Origin of the sequence: Endozoicomonas sp. YOMI1 (genome assembly GCF_024606345.1) — a bacterium.
GTDB lineage: Bacteria > Pseudomonadota > Gammaproteobacteria > Pseudomonadales > Endozoicomonadaceae > Endozoicomonas.
In genome coordinates this window covers 1-13605 of sequence record NZ_JAHHPM010000492.1, presented here as the reverse complement: position 1 = coordinate 13605, position 13605 = coordinate 1, and the positions used below count along the sequence as shown (strand labels likewise).

Sequence of the window (13605 nt, the reverse complement as noted above, 5' to 3'; positions counted from 1 at the left end):
AGCAGGGCTTGTTGCGTTCGTTGCTTTTTATTTCAACTGTTCCCGGAGTGTAAACGCCTATCCTGCCACCACGAGGCTATCAAGAAGATGGCGTTTCTGTAGGGTTTAAATGTTCTAAAGTGCATGGTGCTGGCAGTTCATGGGGGTTTCGTAACCCGGTTGTGTCAATGATTGGTTCGACTTCACCTTGAATTTCTGTCGGTACGACAGTTACTACAGGAACGTGAGAGATAATCAAGGGCAACCCGGGCTGTTGTGTGATTACTCTGGAGCCAATGGAAGGTTGACGAACGTTATCACTCCCAATGGACTTCATTTTTGCTAAAAAGTTTCTGCAATTTCTCTTAAGGTGTAAATTAATTACCTACCCTGCCATTACGATGATGACACGAAAGTAATATAAGCACCGCAATACCAAGAAAAGACCACAAAGCAATTTTTGCAAAAACTTAAGTCTTCATAAATCCAGTCATTGAACTAGAACGCTCCCTGATGGTTCAAAAAAAATGGCCGCAGCCAAAAGTCTTCAATGATGACTTTTGGCTGCGGCCTAACTGACAGGGAGTCTCGAAAGCTTAATTCGGTATGCTTATGAAGAGGGTGGCAAGTTATTGCTGCCGCTTGATTGTCAGCTGGGAAGGAACTCCTTGCCCCAGCCAGTGCCCGCAATTCCACGCTCAATCATTGATTCAATAGACTCACTGTCATAACCCATTTCAGCTAACACTTCCCTGGTTGAATGACCAAACTTTTCAGTAGGCGTGGCGGCTACGATAGCTGACTCTGTGGGACGAATGGAATAATGGTCGATCTGTGTAATCTGGTGGCCGCTGGGATGCTCAGGATAGATCGAGAAGGCAAAGCTGCCCAGGTCGGTACCTGCTTTACCATCGGCAACACGGCTGTATTGCGCTCTTAGATGTTCAATAGCCTGTGGAAGGGCCGAAGCGACATCTACCTTGTCCAACGCGGACTTCCAGTAAACGGCTGGAGCCCTTTTAAAGGCTTCTGTCAGATAGTCTGAAAGATTGTCAGCAGTCATTATACCTCCGAGACCTTCTACTTGACCCAGCCTGCCCAGCTCGGAGTCATTGCTGTCCAGATAAATCCATCCTTCCTGGGTTTCATAGAAGTGAGACAGCGCGTTATAACCCAGAGCCTGTCGACCTGATGGCTCATCAAACGAAGCTCTTCCCTGGTAGTCAAAGGCAAAGGGAATCTGTGCCAGGTTGGTTACCGCAGATAATGACGTTCTTGCCCGGGTAGGCTGACCTGTTTTCTGGCGGTGGTAGAGGGCAACCGCCATAGCCAGTCCGCCGGAGAAACCGCAGTTGACGTCCAGGGTGCCGAGGTGGGCGTGTTCTTCCGGAGTCTGTGGGCCACCGAAGCGACTCATGATGCCACTGTTGGCCTGAATGATGTCGTCATAACCAATGTAATTGGTTTTTGGACCGGGCAAAGGACCGCCCAGACAATCCAGGCGACAGAAGAGAACGCCCGGGTTAATGGCTTGCAGTGATTCGTGATCCAGACCCAGAGGCTTCATCTGGCGTTCAGGCGCATTGATAACCACGATATCCACTGACTTGACCAGTTTGTTAAATACCTCACGTCCTTCTTCAGACAGGATGTTGACCAGCGCGCTACGTTTACCAACGCCGGTCTGGAAGGTAAACAGGGTACCAATCAGAGGATCATAAAGAGGGGTGACCGGATCCAGCTTAATCACTTCGGCACCAAAGCGCGCCATAAAGGCGGTAGAGTGTGGGCCGGCAATAACATTGGTCAGATCAAGAATTCGCAGTCCATCCAGCCAGTGAGCGGGGGCTTGCTGCTGTCTGTAGGCGGCAAACCGGTTCTGGTCATCTTCGTCCGTGACTGTACTCAGCTCAAGGAGGGCTTCCTCATAGCTGACATTCTTGCGCGGAGCAGGAGTTACCATTTGTTCGGCAAACTCTTCCAGCCAGGCAATGGGACCAGGTTGTTTCATCAGACCATAGACTGGGTCATTAACCTCAACGATCAGGCCAGACTGGTTGGTGTGCTCATCATTCACCCATTCCCGGGTTGTTCTGTGAGGAGCGCCTGGAATCTGCCCTTCACCGAAAATCTCTCCCCACTCTTGCGAGGTTTTGGTCAGGAATACTTTCTTCATTTTGGCTGAAATGATGTCAGCCCATTTCTTCGGTAATGGATAGACGCCTATGGACGTTTCACCATCCCACTCCTTGATGGGCAGGTGCAGGTCTTCAACATCTGGCAATCCCTCAGCCAGCAGCTCTTGATAAATACCCAGAGCCTCCAGGCAGCGGCGGGCATGATTACGGTGGGATGGGCATACGCAGTAGAACATACGACCATCGGCGCATTCATAGGTTCGGTAGAAGGGGTCCAGGTACTCCTGAAGCGCTTCATAGCTGAGATCCATGGAAATGTTGTTGCTCTTGCGATGCTCAATTTCATGCTCACGCATGGTTTTGTAGCGCTCTGGCAATCCTTCAACAACGTAAGAATTATAAGAGAGACCTTCCATCATTGCGGCAACAATAGGGACTTCAATGTGATCACCTCTACCGGTTTTCTCACGTGCGGTGAGCGCCAGAACCACCGAACTGGCGGCCAGAGATGTGGCGTAGGAAGAGGCCAGAGGCAGAGGGGAAAAACTTGGGTTCAAACCCATCAGAATGCGGTTGAATCCCATGTCTGTGAAGGCACCCGCAGTAGCTGCAACAACGGCTTCAGTGGCTTTCCATTCCCTTCTCAACTGGTCATTACTGGCAAAGCCGGGAATCGACAATGAGATGAGATCCGGGCGTGATTCTCTCAATTGCTGAAAATCAATGCCCAGACGTTTCATTACATCGGGTCTGAAGCTCTCGATGACGATATCGGCTTTTTCAATCAATGACAGTGCCTGAAGCAAGCCGGACTCAGTTTTAAGGTCAAGTTTCAGGCAGAGTTTGTTTCTATTCAGAACGGCATTGGCGGGATGATCCCATTGAGGACCTTCGGGTGGATCAATATGGATAACGGTTGCGCCCAGATCGGCCAGCACCATGGCAACAGCCGGACCGGCAATCTGCTGGCCAAAATCAACAACCCTGACACCATTCAATGGCAATTTATTATTATTATGCATCTGGTAATTCCGTTAAAAAGAGGCAGCGCTTTATTAAAATACGGTGCGTTCATTGCACGCGTTTATGGCAGGAAAATGGTATGAATGGATGGTACGTTCGACCAGCAAAAAAAAACACCCCTGAGACCTGATTTTTTTTATTGCTGGAAAAGGGCTTGCTATAAAAATAATTTGGTCTCAGACGTCTATTTTATTGTTTCTCATTTTTTTTTCAGCCACTGATAATGATGGCGCGCTCTGATATGGAAATCGCACTTGATGATGTCCCTGAGGATAAATACCTCAAAAAGAAGGGTTAAAAATGAATAATAAAAATAAAAATATATTAATTCCCATAGATCAAAGCTGTGAAAGCTCCTGGGAGCACTCACTCCCTGTCGCTGTGGATTTGGCCAGAAGTCACCAGGCTGTGCTCCATGTTGTCTCTGTCATGCCTGAGGTGGAACTTCCTGCTGTTGCAGCTCTGCTACCCAATGGGATGGACAGGAAAATTCTCGAAGAAGGTGCCCGCGGGCTGAAAACTCTAATCAGGAAGCATATACCGGAAGATATCGATACCGAAATTCAGGTCAGGCAAGGAAGGCCTTATAAAGAGATTCTGAAAGTGGCTGAAAAGCTAAAGGTTGATCTTATTGTGATGGCTTCTCACCGCCCCAGGCTTTCCGACTATCTTATCGGTGCCAATGCCGCCTATGTAACCCGCCATGCCACGTGTTCCGTCATGGTTGTTCGTGAACCCAAAAAGAGCAAAGCATAATGAATAATAATAATACGAGGTCGTATGCTGGCTTGCTTGCGGGAGCCAATCCCGTGATGGCCGTTGGTTCCGCTTTACTGGTTCTGGCATTTATTGTTTTTACCGTTGCCGATCCTGAATACGCCGATGGCATTTATACGGCGGCAAAAAACTTTATTGCTTCGGATCTGGGCTGGTATTACATAGGGATAATGTCGTTTTTCCTGTTTTTTTCTGTCTGGCTGGTGTTCAGCCGCTACGGTAATATTCGCCTGGGCAGTGATGATGACAGACCGGAGTTCAGTAATTTCGCCTGGTTTTCCATGTTGTTTGGTGCTGGCATCGGAATTGGAATCCTGTTCTGGAGTATTGCCGAACCGATTTACCACTTTCAAAGCAACCCGTTCATCAGCGAAGACGAGGCCATGACGGTAGAAGCGGCCCAGGTTGCCATGAGAATCTCGATTTTTCACTGGGGTTTGCATGGTTGGGGGCTGTTTTCTGTTACCGGTCTGATTCTGGCCTATTTTGCCTATCGCAAAGGGCTTCCCATCACTATCCGCTCAAGTCTCTATCCCATCTTCGGTGACAGGATTTATGGTCCTATCGGTCATGCAGCTGACTTGCTGGCCGTATTCGGAACAGTATTCGGTATAGCGACGTCGCTGGGACTGGGTGCACAACAGATGAATGCCGGGCTGGGCTATCTATTGGGAATAGAAGTGTCGACCACCAATCAAGTGATCCTGATCGCCGTTATTTCGGTTGTGGCAACGCTTTCAGTACTGACCGGGTTGAACAAAGGCATTCGTATCCTTAGTGTTTTCAATATGCATCTGACCATCGTCATTCTGGGTCTGTTCGTTATCTTTGGCCCTACTGCCTATCTGCTGGGTGCATTCTTTACCAATACCGGTGACTATCTGTTGAATGCCGTTTCCCTGGGTTTGTGGGTTGATCCAGAGCCAGGGGCTCAATGGCAGGGCTGGTGGACCATCTTCTATTGGGGCTGGTGGATTGCCTGGGGTCCTTTTGTCAGCATGTTCATTGCCCGTATCTCCAAGGGCCGGACCATTCGTGAATTTATCCTTGGTGTTCTCGTGGCACCTACGACACTGGCCGCTTTCTGGATCACTATATTTGGTAACAGTGCCTTCTATCTGGAGCTTTACGGTGACGGCGGTGTTACAGAGGCTGTGAACAAGGATATCACTACTGCCCTGTTTACCACTGTGAAGCTGCTGATTGAGAATGAGTTGATGTCCGTGCTGATGGCGGGCATCTGCACCATTCTGCTGGTGACTTATTTTGTTACCTCCGGGGACTCGGCGACCCTGGTGATCTGTACCCTGGTGTCCATGGGGAGTGATAATCCGCCTGCCCGATACAGAGTGTTCTGGGGACTGGTGGTTGGTGCCTCGGCAGCCGTTTTGCTGTATGCCGGTGGTCTTAAGGCTCTGCAAACAGCTTCTATTGTTGCGGCCCTGCCATTCTCGATCATTCTGTTTCTTGCCACCTATGGTCTTATCAAGGCCCTGCGCGAGGAGGCTTTACCAGGTGAAGAGGGTTACAAGGTGTCCATGGCAAGAGATGGACGTTCCTGATAGATATTGGCTGTGCGCAAGATGTACACAGCCATTTCAGTTGCATTTTTTGAAGTACTGAACACCATGGCAGTGCAGGCTCTGGAATCCGGGTGACAAAACAATAGAGTGAATCATGAACACAATTGGCCATCTGATCAATGGTGCCTGTATCTTTACCCGGGATGGGGAAGCCGCTCGCTATTTCTCCGCACACATCAGGGTAGGAATGGTTGGCATCAATGTGCCAGTGCCAGTGCCAGTGGCCTATCATAGCTTTGGTGGCTGGAAGCGCTCACTGTTTGGAGATCTCCATGCTTATGGGCCGGATTCGGTCCGTTTTTATACACGCCGCAAGACCATTACTCAGCGCTGGCCTTCAGCGGGTGTCCGGGAAAATGTCCAGTTTTCCATGCCCACCATGAAGTAAGTGGAGCCCCGGAAACAGTTTGATTGCCGTTTTGTTACAAAAAATGAACAGCCTTTCGGTTGTCTGGGGTTAATACTGCATGGTCTAGCCATGTAGTGTTTATTACAATGAAAAAGCGACTACCTCCTCTGAACTGGCTGCGTTCCTTTGAGGCGTCTGCCCGCCTGCTCAGCTTTACCCATGCAGCCAATGAATTGAATCTTACCCAGGCTGCGGTCAGTCAACAGGTTAAAGGTCTTGAGTCTCAGCTTGGAGTAGCCCTGTTCAAGAGGCTTCCCCGTGGGCTGGAAATGACGGAAGCCGGCATGGCTTATCTTCCTGCTGTTCATGAAGCAGTCATCTCACTCTCTGTGGCGACGGAAGAGCTGTTTGGTCAGGGCAGGGACAGATTGTTGACTGTCAGGGTGAACCTGGTGTTCTTCACGACCTGGCTGGCTCCCAGAATGGGGCGTTTCATGGAAGAGTTTCCAGAGATTGGCATACGTTTTACCAGTAATATCTGGGCAAAGGACAAGGACAGAGAAGCAGACCTTGAAATACGATATGGCCGGGGCGACTGGCCAGATCTGAAGGCGGATTGTCTAACTGAGGACGAGCTTTTCCCCGTTTGCAGTCCGCAGCTGGCCAATGGTCTGCCACTGCCCGAGTGTCCGGAACAGCTATCAGATCATACCCTGTTGCATGTTATTGGCTATGAAGAAGGCTGGGGGTACTGGTTCAAGCAGCTGGATTGTGAATTCAGAGAAAACTCTCCAGGCTTGCAGTTTGATACCCTGATTACAGCACTGGAAATGGCGAAGTATGGTCAGGGTTTTGCGCTAGGCCGGACATCCCTTGTCGCAAGAATGCTGGCCAGTGGTGAGCTGGTGGCGCCATTGCCGCAAAGAGTCAAGACTTCCGAGGGATTCTATCTTACTTCTCCTGCCCGTCAGTACTTGCATCCCAAGGCGAAAGTGTTCAGAAGCTGGGTTCTGGAAGAGAGCCGGAAAAGCAAAGCTTCGTCATCAAAAAGTCAGCTCAGTGAAGATACAAAGCTAGCGGATATTGCAGACTGATTGATCTTATCCTCCCTCTGGCCACTGCTTCCATTGAGGGATTGGGTGATGTTCTCCATTGGCTGACGGCAATGACGCATCCATTCTTCACCCGATTCCAAACCAGGGGGCTGTCAGAAAGACTGTCGTCTGCGATCAGGCAGTCAAACGTCTTACGTCTTCTACTGAATCGAGAGTCAGCGCTTCTCGAGCCAGGCTCTGGCAATGCTTATAGTTCAGGCTGCGAACAAGGGCCTTAACCACCGGGATTGCAGGGACACTGATGGACAGTTCCTGAACGCCCAGACCCACCACAATGGGCACTGCATTGGGGTCGCTGGCCAGGCTGCCACAGATCCCGGTCCACTTGCCTTCTTTGTTGGCTGCTTTCACCGTCATATCAATCAGGCGCAATACCGCAGGGTGAAGACCATCGACACGTGCCGCCAGTTTTGGATGACCACGGTCAACGGCCAGTGTGTACTGGGTCAGGTCATTGGTACCGATGGAGAAGAAGTCCACTTCTCTGGCGAAATGATCGGCCAGCAGCGCAGCGGAAGGCACCTCAATCATAATACCCACTTCAACGGTGACGCCCGTCGTCTCCTGTTCTTCCAGCACCAGCTTTTTCACGGCACGGAATTCATCCAGGGAGCTGATCATCGGGAACATGATACGGGCATAACCGGCATGAGCAGCCTTGAGGATCGCACGAACCTGCTTGCGCAGCATGGCCGGACGGTTAATACCAATACGCACGCCACGTTCACCCAGGAATGGGTTCGCTTCTCTTGGCAGAGGCAGATAAGCCAGAGGCTTGTCTCCTCCTACGTCCAGAGTACGGATAATGACCGGACGATCTGTACCCATAGCGCCCAGAATACCTTCATAGGCTGTTACCTGCTCATCCATGGTTGGCTCGGTGGCACGCTCCATATAAAGGAACTCGGAACGCAGCAGACCTACCGCTTCAGCACCCATTTTGACCGCTTTTTCAGCATCGTCCTGGTTGGCGATATTGGCAGCGATCTCAACATGATGACCATCCAGAGTCACCGCAGGCTGGTCAGCCACTTTCAGCGCCGCCTGATGTTCAGCTGCGGCACGTTCCTGGCGGGCAAGGGTTCTGTTGATCTCTTCCTGAGTAGGATTCGCCTGCATGTAACCCTTGTTGGTGTTCAGGATAACATCGGTACCGTTCTCGTACTGACGAACGCTGGCCGGTACGTTGACCAGGTAAGGAATACCCAGGGAACCGGCCAGAATGGCCGCATGGGAGGTAGCACCACCATGCAGGGTCACGATACCAATCACGCGCCTGCGATCCAGAGTCACCACTTCGGAAGGCGTAATATCTTCCAGGCAGAGGATGGTGTTTTCCGGCAGCTGATCGGTACCGCCTTCAACGCCCATCAGGTAGCGCAGAACCCGAAGACCAACGTCTTCTACGTCGATGGCCCGGGCCGCCAGCAGCGGGTTATCCAGCTTGCGCATGTCATCCGCTTCAGCCAGAAAACTTCTGTGCCATGCCCACATGGCGCTCTTGCCTGCTTCAATCAGTTCACGGGCACGGTCACTGATCGCCGGGTCTTCCAGTAACTGCTGATGGGCAACAAATACTTCCGCATGACCACCCACATGATCCGCTGCCATTTTGGCCACCAGCTGCTGCAGGGATTCCCGGGCTTTCTGGATACCGTAGCCAAGCTGACCCAGTTCATCGCTGACACCAACACCCTCTTCCGGGTAGCTGGGCAGTTCATGAATCAGATGGTGCAACTTACCAATGGCCATGCCTGGCGCCGCTTTAACACCGGGTAAACGACCATCGGAGCCTTCTACCGGTCCAAGCAGTGGCGCTTCTTCTTCCATAGCTTCATCGGCGCCCGGCAGCACGTCGGCAACGGCTTCACCCAGGCCGCTGCGAAAACCTTCAAGGATGGCTTCCATCGCCTCTGTGGCATCAGGGCCGGTAACGGTGATTTGCAGGTTAGAACCCAGCACCGTCTGCAGCCCCATCAGGGCAGTCAGACTGTTGGCCTTGCTCTCTTTGCCAGTGTCTTTGTTCAGAATCATCACGTCAGAATTGAAGCCTTTGATAATCTGAATCAGAGTGGCAGAAGGACGGGCATGAAGACCCAGTGGATTCTTCAGCACAAAATCTTCTGTCAGGGTAATGCTGTCCTGACGGCTGTATTTGCTCTCGGTGGACATTTCCTTTTCAGGCTCAGCGCCAATGGCAAATACGGTATCCTGCCCCGCTTTTACTTCGGTACGGGGCTTAACAACCACACCGGTTTCACCGGTAGTGATCATAATCGCGGTCTGCAGGCTGGCTGACCTGGCGCCCACAAACTCAGGATCAAAGGACAGCAGCTGCTGACCAACAGACACTTTGTCGCCTATTTTGACGTTAGTCTCAAAGCCTTCGCCACGCAGAACAACAGTATCGATGCCCACATGGATCAACACTTCCGCACCGGAATCTGTCTTGATAGCCACCGCATGCCTGGCGTCGTGCAGCTGGCTGATGGTACCGACACACGGTGCCAGTACCACAGAATCCGTTGGGTTAATCACAATACCATCACCGATCAGCCGACCAGCAAATACCGGGTCAGTTGATTCCTCGATGGATAACAGCATTCCGGATAGAGGAGCAACCAGTGACAGTTGGCAAGGTTTGCCCTCTTTTTTTACATCTTGATTGGAGAGCGTCATGCGGAAACCTCAACATTGGCAAGATCATCCGTCACCGGGATCTTTTTCATTTCATCAGCAATCATTTCAGCCTGGGGACCGACGACGATTTGCAGGTTCTTGTCACCCACACGAACCACCGCCGTTGCCCCCAGAGCGTTGATACTGTTATCACTGACGCTGGCAGTATCTTTCAGCGTCAGACGCAGGCGAGTGATGCAGGCATCAATCTGAGTCACGTTCTGGTGGCCACCCAGCACTTTCAGGCACTGACGGGCGAACAGAGCATTATCCAGTGATTTTACTTCCACTTCTTTCACTATCTCCCGGGAAGCAGCCTCCTGAGAAACAGCCGCCGCTACTTGCTGAGCCTGACCTGGCAACTGGATAGCACTCTGATCTTCTGTAGCCGCAATTTTCTTCATCTTACCGGCAATAGGCCGCATCAGCGCCTTACCGAGTGTCTGCAAGTAACCCAAGATATTCATGATTGATCAACCATTAATTCTTTATAGTGAGAGTGTGTCTCGTTCTGAGTGGCGCTGAATTTTACTGATTTATTTTTTAAAGAAAAATAAAAAAGCTATGATGCCTGACATCACCGTTTCCCTGAGCAGATTAGAGAAGCCCGGAGTTTACGACATGCGCTTTATACCTCTGAAAGACAAGCCAGCCGTTGGTCGTTGGGCTGCTCGATACATTGTCAGCCGGATCAAGGCATTTAATCCGACCCCTGAACACCCCTTTGTTCTCGGTCTGCCAACCGGCGGCACGCCAATCCCGACGTATCAGGAACTGGTGCGCCTGCACAGGGAAGGGGAAGTAAGCTTTGCCCATGTTGTTACCTTCAACATGGACGAATACGTTGGCCTGCCTGCCGATCACCCTGAATGCTACCGGATGTTCATGCACCGCCACTTCTTTGATCATGTGGATATCCCGGCAGCGAACATCAATTTTCTGGACGGTAATGCAGAAAATCTGGAAGCCGAGTGCCTGCGCTATGAAGCAGCGATTAAAGGTTATGGCGGCATTGAGCTGTTTATGGGTGGTGTCGGACACGATGGGCACATCGCATTTAATGAACCCGGTTCTTCACTATCCTCCCGTACCCGGCTGAAGACGCTGACCACCGAAACCCGTGAAGCCAACGCGCGCTTCTTTGATCAGGACATCAGCCAGGTACCCAAACTGGCGCTTACTGTGGGTGTAGGAACGGTTCTGGATTCCCGTGAACTGATGATTCTGGCCACTGGTTCTGATAAATCCCGTGCGGTTCAAGCCACGGTTGAAGGATCAGTGAATCATATGTGGACGATCTCAGCCCTTCAGCTTCATCCAAAAGCGATGATGATCTGTGATGATCCTGCAACGCTGGATCTGAAAGTTCGCACTTTGCGCTACTTCCGGGATATTGAGTCTGAAAATATCAAGGACTCTCTGTAAGCCAAGGGCTTTTGCTATGTCTAAAGATCTTGTCATCAGCCTGGAAAAGACTTACGCCCTGGTTAATTTCAAACCGTTAACCGGTGACCCGGAGCAGCCGTCGATTGATACCATCATTATAGAGAATGGCCGAATTTCGGCCATTGGCAAGGCAGAGCATATTGCCTGTGATCATCAGGGTGCCGATAGCCTTGAAAATGCCCATAGCCTGAAAAAAACAGACCTCGGTGGCCTGACGTTAAGCCCTGGTTTTATTGACCTGCAATTAAACGGCTGTGGCGGTGTTCTTTTTAACAGTGATATCTCCATCAATACGCTGGACACTATGCACGAAACAAACCTCCACTCAGGTTGTACGGCATTTCTTCCTACGCTCATTACCAGCAGTGATGAGGATATACGACAAGCGGTTGATGTCACCCGTGAATACATGGCCAGGCATCCGGATCGTGTACCCGGTGTTCATCTGGAAGGCCCTTACCTGAATCCTCAGCGCAAAGGCATTCATGACCCGGACTACATCCGAGCGCCATCCTCCGCAATGATCGACTTTTTCTGTGACAATGCCGATGTCATTGCCATGGTGACACTGGCACCGGAAGTCTGCCCTGAAGGAACCATTGAAAAGCTGAGTAAAGCGGGCATTATCGTGTCCATCGGCCACACCAATGCCACCTGTGAGCAGGCTAAAGCTGCAGAAAAAGCAGGTGCAACCTTTGCCACTCATCTGCATAACGCCATGAGCCCTCTGGGCAGTCGCGAGCCTGGTGTGGTTGGTGCCGTCTTTGATAGTCATGCTATTGGTGCCGGTATCATTGCTGATGGTCATCACCTGTCATGGGAAAACCTGCGTATCGCCCATCGTCTGATGCAGGACCGCCTGGTCCTGGTGACCGATGCAACCACACCCGCTGGCACGGATATGGCAACCTTTGTCTTTGCTGGACAAACCATCCATCACAAAGATGGCAAGTGCTCCAATGCTGATGGTACCCTTGCCGGCTCCGCTCTCACTATGATTAAAGCGGTCACCAATAGCATTCACGCAGGGATTGAGCCCCGGGCGGTGATTCGCATGGCTACCGTCAATGCAGCAAAAGCCATTCGTGTTGAACATCAGATGGGCAGCATTGCGGTTGGGCAGTTTGCCAACTTTGCCATTTTCGATGACAACTTTACCATGCAGGGCACGGTCAGCGGTGGTGAGGTGAAGTTAGGAGGCTGACCGAGACAGCGCCCGTAGAGAGGATGACAGGAAAGCGCTAATCCCCATACAACCCAAACCCTCGTTCCTTCGCTCTGCGTGGGAATGAGATGTCTGTATATGTATATCAAAGCTTGAGATCCAGATTCTTGCGGCAAGGGCTGGCAGAACCAAACTCCACCTGGGGTTGTGTGACTTGTCAGGAAAGCTGCTGGCAGAATACTCAGAGCCTATTCAGCCTTTGAATCAGGTTGAATTTACCAAACAGTTGATTGCAACTTGCTGCGACCGGACAGAGTGGTGCTTGCTGGTGAGATCTGTGCCGCTGCCACCATTATCCACCCGGTGATCAAACACTGTCTGAAAACATCTGTCGTTAACTTGGATCATTCGACTGATCAATATTTCAAATGATCGAACTTATTTAGTAGGTTGTTGTCTGTTGTTGTCATAAACAATGGAGGATATTAACGCAATGCAACCTATACAAGGCACTTTATCAGCAGGCATTACAGTGCCACAGGAACAAACTAACTCTCCAACATCAACTTCAGGTGCCTCACTTGGCCCTCACAAAGTCTCCATTGCAGGACTCGACAAAGCAATTGTATTAATGGCTTTATTCAATACTTCCAAGCCTCAAGGTGCTGGTTTTTTTGCTCCCAGAGCTCTGAAAAACATGAGCATAGAAAGAGCCCAACAGCATACTGAAAGAAACTTACACTTAGATTTTGACTATGTTGATGGACGGGTCATTAAAACCAATATCAGTGGTGATGTCGCTGATACTAGGCTATATGATCGAGATAATGGGGATAATGCTGGTTTGACAGCAATCGAAATGGCTAAAAAAATAATGGATTCAGTTAAGTAGCGATATTGTACCTGGCTTTTCAATACAAATCCCTTTGAGAAATGGCAACGCTTTCTTGAGCGTGTCGAGGTACCTTTGCAGGATCTGGCGGCACCGGATACTGGGATCAGCGATGGTGATGACCGCTCAAATCCGTTGAACGAGGCACCGGTACTGGCCGCCTACCGCAATAATAACCTGATCTGGCTCCGGGGGTTACTGACCGAAGACCCGGACCTGGCGCAACGGACAGCCCCGTCCGGCGCGACTAAACACCCGGTTTCTCCACTCCATATCACTGCCCAGGGAGGGCATTATGAGGCCACAGAATGCCTGATTGCAGGGTATTGTTGCCTTGATCGATAAAACGATTCAGTCGCGCAAGGAGTCAAGGCGGCAGTCAGGAAAAGAACCGGCCGATGCTGTATAAGTAGTTAACCAAATGAAATCATATTTTCTGACTAAGTGATCAGTCACTCT

General features: G+C 50.7%; 10 protein-coding genes and 1 pseudogene. 8 read left to right on the top strand and 3 right to left on the bottom strand.

Annotated features, from left to right (window positions below; genetic code table 11):
* Nucleotides 1-628 precede the first annotated feature (628 nt).
* Nucleotides 629-3139 (bottom strand): CoA transferase, encoded by a 2511-nt coding sequence (locus KDK15_RS17530; RefSeq protein WP_257296685.1) that lies wholly within the window; start codon nt 3137-3139, stop codon nt 629-631.
* A gap of 301 nt (nt 3140-3440) precedes the next feature.
* Here KDK15_RS17530 and KDK15_RS17525 point away from each other — a divergent pair, with 301 nt between their 5' ends.
* The 4 genes and pseudogenes from KDK15_RS17525 to KDK15_RS17510 all read left to right on the top strand — a co-directional run bounded on the left by KDK15_RS17525 (nt 3441) and on the right by KDK15_RS17510 (nt 6943).
* Nucleotides 3441-3896: a universal stress protein gene (locus tag KDK15_RS17525; RefSeq protein ID WP_257296684.1), complete on the top strand. Its 456-nt coding sequence runs from the start codon at nt 3441-3443 to the stop codon at nt 3894-3896.
* Nucleotides 3896-5479, top strand: coding sequence for a BCCT family transporter (locus KDK15_RS17520; protein ID WP_257296683.1), 1584 nt, complete (start codon nt 3896-3898; stop codon nt 5477-5479). The genes KDK15_RS17525 and KDK15_RS17520 overlap by 1 nt, the downstream gene beginning before the upstream one ends.
* A gap of 139 nt (nt 5480-5618) precedes the next feature.
* Nucleotides 5619-5888, top strand: a pseudogene (locus tag KDK15_RS17515) (aldehyde dehydrogenase family protein); the annotation flags it as partial.
* 107 nt (nt 5889-5995) lie between these two features.
* A complete protein-coding gene (locus KDK15_RS17510; RefSeq protein ID WP_257296682.1) occupies nt 5996-6943 on the top strand; it encodes a LysR substrate-binding domain-containing protein in 948 nt (315 codons plus the stop codon).
* 135 nt (nt 6944-7078) lie between these two features.
* Here the strand turns inward: KDK15_RS17510 and ptsP are convergent, their stop codons facing one another.
* Both ptsP and KDK15_RS17500 read right to left on the bottom strand, forming a co-directional pair.
* Nucleotides 7079-9643: a phosphoenolpyruvate--protein phosphotransferase gene (gene ptsP / locus KDK15_RS17505; RefSeq protein WP_257296681.1), complete on the bottom strand. Its 2565-nt coding sequence runs from the start codon at nt 9641-9643 to the stop codon at nt 7079-7081.
* Nucleotides 9640-10110 carry a PTS glucose/sucrose transporter subunit IIB gene (locus KDK15_RS17500; RefSeq protein ID WP_257296680.1) on the bottom strand — a complete coding sequence of 157 codons (471 nt, stop codon included), beginning with the start codon at nt 10108-10110 and terminating at the stop codon, nt 9640-9642. The genes ptsP and KDK15_RS17500 overlap by 4 nt, the downstream gene beginning before the upstream one ends.
* 97 nt (nt 10111-10207) lie before the next feature.
* Here KDK15_RS17500 and nagB point away from each other — a divergent pair, with 97 nt between their 5' ends.
* From nagB to KDK15_RS17480, 4 genes are all read left to right on the top strand, one after another.
* Nucleotides 10208-11068 (top strand): glucosamine-6-phosphate deaminase, encoded by an 861-nt coding sequence (nagB, locus tag KDK15_RS17495; protein WP_257296679.1) that lies wholly within the window; start codon nt 10208-10210, stop codon nt 11066-11068.
* Nucleotides 11069-11084: 16 nt separating this feature from the next.
* A complete protein-coding gene (gene nagA / locus KDK15_RS17490; RefSeq protein ID WP_257296678.1) occupies nt 11085-12293 on the top strand; it encodes an N-acetylglucosamine-6-phosphate deacetylase in 1209 nt (402 codons plus the stop codon).
* 454 nt (nt 12294-12747) lie between these two features.
* Nucleotides 12748-13146, top strand: coding sequence for a hypothetical protein (locus KDK15_RS17485; RefSeq protein WP_257296677.1), 399 nt, complete (start codon nt 12748-12750; stop codon nt 13144-13146).
* Between the two features lie 75 nt (nt 13147-13221).
* The gene (locus KDK15_RS17480; protein ID WP_257296676.1) at nt 13222-13491 is read left to right on the top strand and encodes a hypothetical protein; all 270 of its coding nucleotides are present in this window, start codon (nt 13222-13224) and stop codon (nt 13489-13491) included.
* The last annotated feature ends 114 nt before the right edge of the window (nt 13492-13605 follow it).

What these genes read in the sequence shown, in the direction of transcription:
- KDK15_RS17485 (WP_257296677.1), top strand. Translation starts at nt 12,748, where the DNA reads ATGCAACCTATACAAGGCACTTTATCAGCAGGCATTACAGTGCCACAG.
- KDK15_RS17520 (WP_257296683.1), top strand. Translation starts at nt 3,896, where the DNA reads ATGAATAATAATAATACGAGGTCGTATGCTGGCTTGCTTGCGGGAGCC.
- nagB (WP_257296679.1), top strand. Translation starts at nt 10,208, where the DNA reads ATGATGCCTGACATCACCGTTTCCCTGAGCAGATTAGAGAAGCCCGGA.
- KDK15_RS17530 (WP_257296685.1), bottom strand. Translation starts at nt 3,139, where the DNA reads ATGCATAATAATAATAAATTGCCATTGAATGGTGTCAGGGTTGTTGAT.
- nagA (WP_257296678.1), top strand. Translation starts at nt 11,085, where the DNA reads ATGTCTAAAGATCTTGTCATCAGCCTGGAAAAGACTTACGCCCTGGTT.
- ptsP (WP_257296681.1), bottom strand. Translation starts at nt 9,643, where the DNA reads ATGACGCTCTCCAATCAAGATGTAAAAAAAGAGGGCAAACCTTGCCAA.
- KDK15_RS17500 (WP_257296680.1), bottom strand. Translation starts at nt 10,110, where the DNA reads ATGAATATCTTGGGTTACTTGCAGACACTCGGTAAGGCGCTGATGCGG.
- KDK15_RS17525 (WP_257296684.1), top strand. Translation starts at nt 3,441, where the DNA reads ATGAATAATAAAAATAAAAATATATTAATTCCCATAGATCAAAGCTGT.
- KDK15_RS17510 (WP_257296682.1), top strand. Translation starts at nt 5,996, where the DNA reads ATGAAAAAGCGACTACCTCCTCTGAACTGGCTGCGTTCCTTTGAGGCG.